Origin of the sequence: Roseibium album, assembly GCF_965233825.1 — a bacterium.
Classification (GTDB): Bacteria; Pseudomonadota; Alphaproteobacteria; order Rhizobiales; family Stappiaceae; genus Roseibium; species Roseibium album.
In genome coordinates this window covers 3687452-3699480 of the sequence record NZ_OZ247583.1, presented here as the reverse complement: position 1 = coordinate 3699480, position 12029 = coordinate 3687452, and the positions used below count along the sequence as shown (strand labels likewise).

Genomic DNA, 12029 nt, shown 5'->3' with positions numbered 1-12029 from the left:
ACCCGATCCGAAAACTCAAAAAAAATCAAAAGAAAAACCCGGCGTTTCCGCCGGGTTTTCCATCAAACCTCTTGAGGAGGATTGATTAGAAAGTGCGCTGCATACGAACACCGAACAGCAGTTCGTCGAAGTCGTTGCTAGCGTTTCCACCAGTGCCGTCGATCGAGTTGTTGGCGTAACCAACGTCAGCACCCATGACGAAACCGGAGACCGGCTCCCACTGTACCGAACCGTCGATTGCCCAGCGGTCAACGTTGCCGATGGCAGCAGAGCTGTCCATGTCAACATGTGCCCAAGATCCGTCAGCTGCCAGACCGATGGTCGGGGTAGCCTGGATGTACACACCAGCAGACAGTGAGTAACCGGAGTTGGTGTCCCCATCAGGTGCATAGTCAGCAACGCCGGTCAGGCCGGTGATGCCGTTACCGATGTACTTCAGAGCGCCGTCAGCATAGAAACCCTGGAAGAAGATGTTGGAACCGGAGTTTGCGAACGGCAGGTTGAAGTTCGCACCAGCGCCGATTGCCCAGCCGAGGCTGTCTTCGGAACCAGAAGCATTCGTGCTGTTGAATGCCGCGTCAGGATAAACCTGATGGATGGCACCGGAAAGCTGTGCGGAACCCCAACCCTGGGATACGCCGAGAGCAGCAACGAAATCAGGCATACGCGTTCCGCCGTAAGCGCCAACTTCGTGACCGGAACGATCTTCGATTGCGAGCGTTGCGGAGAAGCCGTTGCCGAATGCAGCGGTGTAAGCGATCTGGTTGACCGTGGTATCAGCCCAGTCACGTGTGACAACACCCATGAACACCTGACCGGTGTAGGTGTTGAAGTTAGATCCGAGGTAACCAGCTGTCAGGCCGCCCCACTGGATGTAACCAGAGTCCAGCTTGAAGCCGCTGGCGCCGTTGGTGATGTCCATGCGCAGACCGACATAAGCACGCAGGGTGCCGAATTCAGTAGCGTTACGAGCATCGAGGTATGCGTAACCGCGTGTCAGCCAGGAATAACCATCGGAATCACGGCTGGCCCAAGCACCAGGTGTGTTGTCATCGTCCAGAACGTTGTTGACAACGAACTGTGTACGAAGACGACCACCAACACGCAGGCAGGTTTCTGTGCCCGGGATGTAGTAGAAGCGTGAACCGTAAGCGTCACAGACGCGAACGTAGTCGACCGGCTCCGGAGCAACCGGAAGATCGGCTGCCTGGGCGGTGGTAGCGGTAGCAGCAGCTGCTACGCCGAGCATCAAGCTCTTGAGTTTCATATCTGACCTCCAATCAGTCATATCAATCGGCACTCAATCAGAAGCGCCACTTGTCCCCGCGAATTTTTTCTGCGTTTGCTTCCGACCGGAGGTTGGATGTCCGAGGCATGCAAACCAGTGCGGCTCGAAGCCGCTCGCAACATGACCATACGCATCCGCTTTCCCGGTTCAACATCGAATGTGCTCTGCCCCCGCTCCGGGAGCTGTTTTCAAAAACCGGTGTTGCGCGAATGTCACAAAATCAGGGTGGATCTTTAGAAACTGTTAGGAAATGAGCGCCCTAGCGACGCTTTGAAGGCCTGAAACAACAATAATCAAGGCTGAATGGTCAGCGAGAATCGCCGCCTTTATAAATGGGGACGGCCCGGCAGATTGGAGCCTGCCGGGCCGCATGACTGACTGGAGTTCAAAGTCACTCAGTCAGCTAACTAATCACGGATGATTAGAAAGTGCGCTGCATACGAACACCGAAGAGGAGTTCGTCGAGATCGTTGACGCTCTGACCGGAAATGTCAGCGCTTGTGTTGGAGTAACCAATGTCGGCACCCATGACGAAACCGGAGACCGGCTCCCACTGTACCGAACCGTCGATTGCCCAACGATCGATGTCTGCGTCGGTAGTGCCGACAAAGTCATTCTGGTCAACGTGTGCATAAGAACCGTCAACTGCCAGACCGATGGTCGGGGTTGCCTGAATGTACACACCAGCAGACAGGGAGTAACCAGTGCTCTTGTCGCCGTTTCCGCCGTAGTCGGCCACGGAGCCAAGCGTCGTACCGGTGCTGCTGACAACGGAAACGCCAGTGATGCCGTTACCGATGTACTTCAGAGCGCCGTCAGCATAGAAACCCTGGAAGAAGATGTTGGAACCGGAGTTTGCGAACGGCAGGTTGACGTTCACACCAGCGCCGATTGCCCAGCCGAGGCTGTCTTCATCGCCAGAAGCATTTGTGCTGTTGAATGCCGCATCAGGATAAACCTGGTGAAGAGCACCGGAGAGCTGTGCGGAACCCCAACCCTGGGATACGCCGAGAGCAGCAACGAAATCAGGCATACGTGTTCCGCCGTAAGCGCCAACTTCGTGACCGGAACGATCTTCGACAGCAAGCGTTGCGGAGAAACCGTTGCCGAATGCAGCGGTGTAAGCGATCTGGTTGACCGTGGTATCAGCCCAGTCACGTGTGACAACACCCATGAACACCTGACCGGTGTAGGTGTTGAAGTTAGATCCGAGGTAACCAGCTGTCAGGCCGCCCCACTGGATGTAACCGGAGTCCAGCTTGAAGCCGCTGGCGCCGTTGGTGATGTCCATGCGCAGACCGACATAAGCACGCAGGGTGCCGAATTCAGTAGCGTTACGAGCATCGAGGTATGCGTAACCGCGTGTCAGCCAAGAATAGCCTTCAGAATCACGGTCCGACCAGTTGCCACGCCCATCATTGTCAAGAACGTTGTTGACAACGAACTGTGTACGAAGACGACCACCAACACGCAGGCAGGTTTCTGTGCCCGGGATGTAGTAGAAGCGCGAACCGTAAGCGTCACAGACGCGAACGTAGTCGACCGGCTCCGGAGCAACCGGAAGATCGGCTGCCTGGGCGGTGGTAGCGGTAGCAGCAGCTGCTACGCCGAGCATCAAGCCCTTGAGTTTCATTTCTGACCTCCAAAAGTCAATTTCAATTCAGAGCCTTGAACTACCGGATTTTCGGCCTGCCGGGCTCTGTCCCCGCGATTTCTCGGAAAAACAGACCAAAACAACGTTACGTGATCCATTTCTACTGACGATTACTCGCCGTCGCACCAATGTTAAAACCAAATTTGCGCTCAACCGGCAAGCGCAAAACAACTCCAGAGCTCACAACCGGTACGCGCTGTGCCTTTTCTGCAACATTGTTTTTACTGGTTTTTTCCTGATTGTATATGAAAATCGAAATAGATTTTCTCATATTAAACCCTGGCTGCACGTATCCAATCAACCATTGAATGTAAAATCTGCGGTTGAATTTCAAGAATCAACAAAATAATCAATTCATATAAATAATTGCAAAATAGTTGTTTGAATCTAAAAAATACAATCTATTAAATTTTTACATGTATAAACTCTATTTTTATCTGACAATACTTTAAGTGAAAAAAATGACTCTGAGTCAGATTAAGTATTCACGTATAACGCGAGTTGCAAGTAGCAAAAAATACACTCCTTTTCTCGATCCGGCACCTGGCGCCAAATCCGCTTCCAACCAAGCAGCAGGCACGAAAATGCAGAGGACGCGTCGAATCGAGTCTCGAATTTTCGATAAAATCTTTTTAATACAATGACTTATTTGATCTTCACGGAAACGCTTGCGCTTTTCCCGCTGGCATCCTTGACCGTCACATTTGCAAATCCGGGTGACTCCGGCTGCCAGATCAGTTGTCGTTGAGTAGAATCGGTTTGGAACGGGGCTCCGTTGACAAGAACCGCATAGGGTGCAACGCCACCTTTGAATTTGACAACGAGCGGTTGGGAAAATTGCCGTCCTTCTTCCGACGGCTTCAGCCCCAGGTGCAGTTCCGCACCATCCGGTGGATACGAAATCAGCAGTCTGTCTTCCTGGTGGGATACACTCCGATTTCCAGATGTTCTGGCATATTGGAGCGGTAGCGGTACATCTCCGGCAAGTGCGGCAGCGACATCAGGCGGGTGTGGAGGAAATGGCACGCGTGCTGTACCCAGTTTTTGAAAGACTTCAAAAAGAATCGGTACAGAAGTCTTTTGTCCTGTCTGCCCCGGCACCGGTGATCCGTCTGGCCGTCCGACCCATACGGCGGCAACGTATTTTCCGTCGAACCCGAGCGCCCACGCATCACGATATCCATATGAAGTCCCGGTCTTGTAGGCAATATGCTGAGTCTCGGAGCCTTGAAGCTGTGGCATCCCGACCAGAATGTCGCTCACCATGACTGCCGCCTTTGCCGAAAGCACCTTCTGAGATTGCTGTTGCGGCCCCTGCGGAAGACATGACACCCGGCAATGCCTGAATTCGACCGGTTGGCCGCCCCGCGCCAGGGCTCCGTAAGCCTGCGCAAGGTCCTTCAGCGACAAACCCAGTCCACCGAGACTGATCGCCAATCCCGCTGGCTTGCCTTTTTCCAGAACCGGCCGGGCGCCCGCCCGTTTCAAACGCGCCAGCAGCCGCGCTGGTCCAACTGCTTCCAGTAACTGGACAGCCGGCGTGTTCAGGGAAAGCTGCAAAGCCTCCCGCAGTGTCACCGTCCCCTGGTAAGCGCGGTCGAAATTGGTTGGCTGATAACCCGCTATATTGGTCGGTCGATCCCTGATCAGGCTTTGCGGGACCCCAACGCCTTCTTCAAATGCAAGCCCGTAGATGAATGGCTTCAGCGTCGAACCGGGTGAACGCACTGCCCGGGTCATGTCGATATGACCCAATCGCGCTTCGTCCAACAGGTCCGGTGCGCCGAGCCGAGCCACAATTTCACCGCTTCGGTGGTCCGCCACGATGATTGCCAGGGAAACCGGCACCGGAAAGCTGTTGGCGCGCGTTCGTGCGAGTGCTTCCAGAGCCGACTGCAGGTCCTTGTCGATCGTCAGGTGATGTACAGCCCGCTTTGGAGCCATGATTCGCGCGTGGCGGCTTTCATGGGCAGCAATCAGCGGCATATTGTTGCGCCGTGTCCGCACGGGTTCCGCAGAGGCCGAAGCAGCTTCGGCCGGTGAAATGACGCCAGCGACAACTGCTCTGGCAAGAACCCTGTTGCGTGCTTTTCGGGCCCGGTCAGGAAAGCGGTCCGGCCGACGAGCTTCCGGGCTTTGAGGCAGCGCAACCAGAAGCGCGGCCTCGGCCACCGTCAAGCGCCCTGGCTCCTTGCCGAACCAGGTCAGGCTTGCCGCACGGACCCCTTCCAGGTTGCCGCCGAAGGGTGCTCTCAACACGTAAAGCCGGAGAATGTCCTCCTTGGAATAAGTCTGTTCGAGCTTCACGGCCTTCAGGACCTGCTCATACTTGCGCCGAGCACTTCTTGTCGGTGCTTCATCCAAAAGCCGTGCGACCTGCATTGTCAGCGTCGAACCACCGGAAACGATGCGGCCGTGCCGAACACCCTGCAAAATGGACCGGATCAGGGCGCGCGCATCAACGCCGTCATGCTCAAAGAACCGTTTGTCTTCGAAGGAAAGCAGCATCTGAACATAGAGTGGATCGATCTCGTCAAGCTCAACCGGTAGCCGCCATTTCTCATCGCGACTGGTAAACGCCCTGAGCAAACGATCTTCACGGTCAAGAACGACGACCGAAAGCGGCAACTCGGAGATTTGTGGTGGCGGCGCAAGGGCCTTGAAGTCAGAGAGTACTTTCCAGCTTCCAGCTCCCAGGAATGTGCAAAGGCAAACTCCGGCGATCGCCATCGATCGCCGGTTTCCTTGCCAGAACTGCCTCAACCGGATTGCCATTTCCAGTGTTACCGGGTCGGGCCCAGAACGTTGAAGCGGCCAGTTTCCGTGATCGCACGACGGTCAGGCCGGTACATGTCCTCAACCGAGGCCGGTGGATGAGCGAATGCGCCGGGTATCGCTGCACGTGCCAGATACGCAAACGTCAGTTCCTGGCCACCCTGCCGGGTCTGATCAACGGCAACCTCGAACCTGTCATCGTAAAAGGCAGCATGCTGCGGGGAGTCTATGGTTGACAGGAAGGAAAGCCCCCCAAGGTCACCGGAGCGCACCAGTCTCGGATTGTCGATGACGAGACCTGCCGGCAACCGGTCGACAACCATCAGCCGTCCTGGCTGATCTGTCAGTGCACGCACGGTGAGAACAACGGCGAGACGTGTATTGACCGGGACTGCCGACGGATCCACCAGATTGCCGTCCAGATCGTAGATCCGGCGCTCGACTGAGTAATCCTTGCCGCCGGCCGGCTCCGGTGTAACCGGCTGCCCGACAACAGAAACGAGAAGATCTGTCGCTGCCGCGCCGTTATTTGACACCTGAACCGGCACTCCTTCCAGTTCGCTGCCACTGAGCGCCCATGCCAGTCGGCCTGGGGTTTCTGCGCCGCCGACTGATATCCGGGCTTCGTCCGCTGACTCGTTTAGTGCCTGCGCCGCAAGAAGCAGCCACGCCATGTCCTGTGTTGATCGGTTCGACGTTCTGCTCTGCGCAGCCTTCAACCTGTCAATCGCGTCTTCTTCCAGCTGCGTTCCGGCCGAGGCAGAAACGATGTAGTCTGTTACGCCCGCGCTGTCGCGCAACGAAGAACCATAGTCACTGCGGTAGGTCTGGTTCTTTTCCCGAGGCAAAGCATTGAGAGCTGCGGTAAATCCGGTTGCGGCCCGTTCCCTCTCGCCGTAAAGCGCAAGTCCTGCGGCAACCTGCGCCTTGGCAAGCGGTGTCGCAAAGCTTTGCAGCTTCGCATCCAGGTAGTAGCGCAGATCACCCATCGACGCGCGACCGTTTCTTGCAAGCACATACAGCGCGTAGGCAATTCCCTCACCACCGTCCTGAAAGTCGGATGCATAGGCCATCCGGTTCTCCAGATTGTCCAGTGCCGTGGTAAACGCGAGGTCCGGGACCCGGTATCCCTTCTCCCGGGCACGGGTCAGGAAGTCGGTCACATAGGCGTCTAGCCAGGTGTCGCCATCGCCAAAGCTGTTCCAAAGGCCAAATTCACCTGAAGAGGACTGGTTGGCGAGCACAGCCGAAATGGCCTTGACCACCCGACCCCTGATCGCGTCGTCACTGCCAAGCCCGGCCGCTTCGGCGACTTCGCTCAAATAAAGCAACGGCAAGGCCCGGCTCGTGGTCTGCTCGGTGCAGCCGTATGGATACCGGTCGAGCGCGGCCAACAGGCCGGCAACGTCAATGCTGGCAGCACCGCCCGCCGTGAGCGTGACATCAACGGTTTGCGCCCTCAATCCGTCGAAACTGTCAGCGCTCAGGCTCAGGTTGTCTCCGGATGCGAGCTGGAAAGACGACCTTCGCACGACATTGGGTTGCGTGTCCCTGATCTCAAGCCCGATTCGCTTGACGGTGCTCTCACCGTCCGGACCCGTAAGCGACGCAACGACTTCACTGTCTGATGGATCGGAACCGGCGCTGACCGGCAGCAGTGCGAGAACCTTCTTGCCCTTTTCAATCTCGAATGAACGAACTTGCCTTGGAGCATTGTCGATCGACAACCCTTCACCAGCAGTGACCTCCAGTTCATAGGTTCCGGTCTCACCGTCCACATTGTCGATTTCGATCGCGAGACGCGAACTGTCCCCGGGAGCGAGGAACGCGGGTGCACTTGCCGTCATCACGACGGGCGACCTGACTTCCACTTCCTGATCGGCATGGCCTACGCCGTCAGGCGTCCAGGCAACGGCCATCAACTTGAGTGCACCATTGAAGGCTGGAACATCGAACAAAACCGTCGCATTTCCATCTGAATCGACGTTCACGAGCCCCGAAAACAGAGCGACCGGCTCCTCGTCGGGCGGCGGGGAATCAAGTCTGAGTGACATGGCATCACCGCCGGACCGGATCCTTCCCAAAGTACCGGCCATCCGGTCGATCAGCTGTCCGTAAAGATCCCTGATATCCGTTCCGAGCCGGCGCTGGCCAAAATACCAGGCATCCGGGTCCGGTGTCTTGAAATTTGTCAGATTCAAAATGCCGACATCAACGGCGGCGACAGTCAGATAGGCCTCGGTACCAGGCTGAAGATTGGCAAGCCTGACGGGAACCTCAAGCGTGGTTTCCGGCAGGATCCGTCCCGGTGCAGACAACTCGACATCAATCACGCGATCGCCCGGATCCACCTTGAGCCAGGACAGGCCGATTGCCCGCGAGGGCATGCGTTTCTGGTCGATATCCATGGGGCGGTAGAGGCTCGCGGTGACGTAAGCACCCGCCCCCCATTCGTCGCTGACGGGAAGCTCGATTTCGGTCTCTTCAGCAGACACTTCAATGGTGCGGCTCGCAAGAAGACCACCCGAGACAACGTTCACCACCGCAATCCCGGCCATCTGCGGCTTCAGCCGCAACTTCGCCGTCTCACCAGGCCGATAGCTTGCCTTGTCCAGTCCGACGTCGAGATAGTCCGGCGTTTCGGATGAGGCGTCCGCGGAGTACCAGCCAGCATTGAACGAAACACTTGTCGAAGTCTGAAGCGAACCCCTCCCCTTTACATCGAGCCTGTATTCACCCCATTCCACCGGCAGGGACAGTTCGGCGGGTTTCGCCGCTTCAATGCTCACTTCACCGCTGGCCACCCGCTCTGATGTGGTTATCGGCTCAAAGGACCAGCGTCCGTCAAGACGGTACCACTGGTATCTCCGGCTGACCTTGGAAAGTGTCCATGACAAGTCGTCCGCGTCCAGCTGCTTGCCGTCCGCACCGATGACAATCAGGGAAAAGGCAGCAGGTCCGCCCTCATCAACACCGCCATCGAATGCCGGTCTGATGCCGATACGTGGCCCATCCAGGGCAACCGGCAGGTCAAGATCGCGTTCGACATAGCGTCCACCCGCCTCGACCAGACGTGCAACCAGTTCAGCGTCATACAGGGTCGTTGTCTCGGGCAGGGTCGGCAGGGTCACGTCAAAAGAGAGTTTGCCATTCTCGTCCGTTTTCAGACCTGATGGGATCGCGCCGCGCTGGGAATAGGTCTCTTCATTCTCCAGTCCGAACAGATACCCCTGATAGGCCTTGAGCGTGCGAACGGGGCGCACGATGACATCGCCTTCCAGAGTCTGGCCGCTGGCGGGAGAACCGTAGAGAAACTTCGCCTCCAGCGTAATCGATGTCGGAGATGTCCGACTGAAGGCTGTCGCTCGGGTTTCCAGCTCGAAATCGACCCTTTCAGGTCGATAATCTTCCACAAGGAAAGTCTCCTGCGCGAGCGCTCCTCCCTTGGGATCGGCGAATACCTGCCAGGACCAGATCCCCTGTTGCACGGACCCGCCAAGATCGAGATCCTGCAAATGACCACCAAGACCGCTATCGGTCACGGTATAACGGGCATGTTCCACGCCGTCGGGACGGCTGAAAACGAATGTCAGCGGAAAGTCTTCCTGTGCCATTGCCTTCGAATTGCGAAGGAGAGCCTGGGCGTGAACCGTTTCGCCGGCCTTGTAGATTCCACGGTCAGTCCAGGCAAAGACATCCAGTGGTCCCGGGGCAGGCCTGCCTTCAACCCCGCGGTCGGAAAGATCGAATGCGGGTTTGCGCAGATCGAGGAACGAATAGTCGCCCTCCCCGGTTTCGGCGATGAGAACTCCCGGTGCAGATCCACCGCGACCACGCGTCAGGCCGGCTGCAAACTCGGCGAATCCCTCCGCGTTTGTCGTGGTCTCACCGAGCACTTCATTGTTCACTGCCAGGAGCCTGACGGTAACGCCATCGAGCGCTTTTGCTGTTGAGAGAGAACGGATATTCGCTGCAATGCCGCTGTCGCCTGCAAGTGCGGTCAGTCCGAGGTCCGACACCAGGAACCACTGTGTGGCAAGTGTGCCCCAACGGTTCTGCAAATCGAGTTTGGAGCGCGCCGTCATGGCATAGACACCGGGCTTCAGTTCGATCCCGGTTTCGGAAACGGGGAACGCCGTGGTGACGTCCTGGTTCAGCGTGTTTTCGGTTTCGAGAATTCCGGACCAGACCTTTTCGCCAAGCTCGTCCTCGATCTGATCTGCCTGCCACGAATCGAGCTGACGCAGGAAACGGTTGTCGCGCAGAACGTCCGCGACAGACCGGTTACCGACGCGATAGATCGCAGTTTCAACCTCGGTGCTGTTTACCGACACGATCGGAATGGTTGGATTGCCACCTGAGGGGAGAACGTAAGAGCGGCTGAGGAAATGGACCGATGGCGCACGATCCTTCACGTAGATCGACAATTCAGCCGTCTTTTCAAGCTTTTCGTCATCGGCAGCCGGCAAGCCACTGCGGGCTGTGACCTGATAGCGGGCTCCGTGCTCCAGACCGTCGGCACAGATCTGGTTCCCCTCGGTTTCGACCGAGACCGAGCCGGAACCCTTGACCCTGACATAAGGCCCGAGGTCTTCACCCAGAGGAAGCTTTTGCGAAAAGGTCAGACAGATTCTGGGAGAGACGCTGTTCGAATCAACCTGATGATCGACGATACGAAAGCCATGCTGTGCAACAAGGCCGTCGTAGCGGCGACGCAGGTCCGGATTTTCCTCGAGAGCGAGTGAAGCGCGCAGTGCCTTGATCGCCGGTTTGAATTCGTTGCGGCGTTCAAGCGCCCGTCCGAGCAGATCAAGTGCAAATGCCCTCTCCTGCGAATTGATCGCCTTCAGATAGGCATTGATGGCAGCGGATACCGCGTTTTTCTGCTTGGTTTCCCGTTCCTGCCAGTTGTCCGAATTTTGAAGCAGCAATGCTGCTGTCAGGCTTGTCCAGTCGTTGAAGTCGCCAGGTTCCAGAACGATCAACTGGACAAAGTCCGCCTCGGCGAGCGCTCCATTGCGATTGTTCAGCGCTGCAATCCCGTTGCGGCGTAGCTGTTCCACCGTTTGTGCCGTCGAGCGGCCGGAATTGGCGATGCTTTGCGTGTAGGTTGCCGCAGTTTCCAATTGCGAACCGGGCAGAAACGCCAGTTCCGCTTTCCTGTCCGCGCTCAGATCTGCGCGTGGCGCCCTGACTTCAACCACCCTGCCTGCAATGGCGCCAGCGAAACTCTGGAGTTCGCCGAAATCCGATTTCAAAAAACACCAGCCGGCCGACGTGTTGAATGTAAAGGCGCGGCACTGATTGTCAGTCAGACAGGCCGCCTTGCAGCCCTCCAGATCAACATCCTTCACGGTTCGGTAGTCACTTCCGAAGAAGTCGGCGTCATCGATCGTCACGATGCGCCGGTCCTGCGCACCTGCAGGCATTGCCAGTATGGCAGCCGCTCCTGCAACCAGAATCGGACGGAAAATCTTTGATTTTCGGCTGTTCCGATGCGCTGTTTTTGAATAAACGGATTTGAAAACTTTGGAAAAAAGAAACATGGCCTGTCCTCCCGGACCGATAATTTCCCCTATCAAGGCATCGGAACGTGACTAGGACAAGACAAAAATTTGCCCGTTTCGACCTCGAAGGGATCGATCAGTCAATCCGGCCGACCAGTTCATCAATGAGCAACACGATTTCCTGAGCGGCTTTGCTTGAAGGTGCTTCTTCGGTAACGGCAAGCCCCTTGCCCATCGCCGAGGCAAAAACGGTCCTGTTGCCCAGGCGGGAATTCAACGCATCATAGCCTGACGCAGCGATCGCATCGGCCATTTCACCGGTGAGTGATGCGCGCGGTGGAACACGGTTCAACACCAGCAAAGCCGGTGTACTCTCGCGCGCAGCGAGATCGATTGTCTGAGAGGTCGCCCAAAGATCCACAGGTGTCGGCTGGACTGGCACAATGACAAAGTCCGCCGCGTCTATAGCCGGTTTGGCATCTGTATCGGTTTTCGGTGCCGTATCAACAACGACATAACCATGTGATCTTGCCAAGGATCGGGCTTCACGCCGCGCGCCCCACCCCGATGCCGTCCGGAACTCAAGGCCGGTGCCGGCCTCTCCCAGATTTTCTTCACGTGCCTCGAACCAGGTACCAAGGGAGCCTTGAGGGTCAACGTCCAGAATCGCGACGGGCTCGCCTGATCGACCGGCAAGGGCAACCGCCAGATGTGCCGCCAGAGTTGTTTTCCCTGACCCGCCCTTTTGTTGGGCTACAGTCAATATTCGACCGGACATCGCAATCCTCCTGGAAACAACCGGTAT

General features: G+C 56.9%; 5 protein-coding genes. All 5 read right to left on the bottom strand.

The annotated features are described in order from the left end of the window. Positions 1-85 precede the first annotated feature (85 nt). Positions 86-1267 (bottom strand): porin, encoded by a 1182-nt coding sequence (locus ACO6TI_RS16810; protein WP_104704482.1) that lies wholly within the window; start codon positions 1265-1267, stop codon positions 86-88. 442 nt (positions 1268-1709) lie between these two features. Next, on the bottom strand, positions 1710-2921 hold the full coding sequence (locus ACO6TI_RS16805; protein WP_422382936.1) for a porin: 1212 nt from the start codon (positions 2919-2921) through the stop codon (positions 1710-1712). 666 nt (positions 2922-3587) lie between these two features. Then, positions 3588-5672, bottom strand: coding sequence for a penicillin-binding protein 1C (gene pbpC, locus ACO6TI_RS16800; RefSeq protein WP_422382935.1), 2085 nt, complete (start codon positions 5670-5672; stop codon positions 3588-3590). 53 nt (positions 5673-5725) lie between these two features. Beyond that, on the bottom strand, positions 5726-11263 hold the full coding sequence (locus tag ACO6TI_RS16795; protein WP_422382934.1) for an MG2 domain-containing protein: 5538 nt from the start codon (positions 11261-11263) through the stop codon (positions 5726-5728). 97 nt (positions 11264-11360) lie between these two features. Then, complete coding sequence (gene parA / locus ACO6TI_RS16790; protein ID WP_422382933.1) at positions 11361-12002, bottom strand: ParA family partition ATPase; 642 nt, start codon at positions 12000-12002, stop codon at positions 11361-11363. Positions 12003-12029 lie beyond the last annotated feature (27 nt).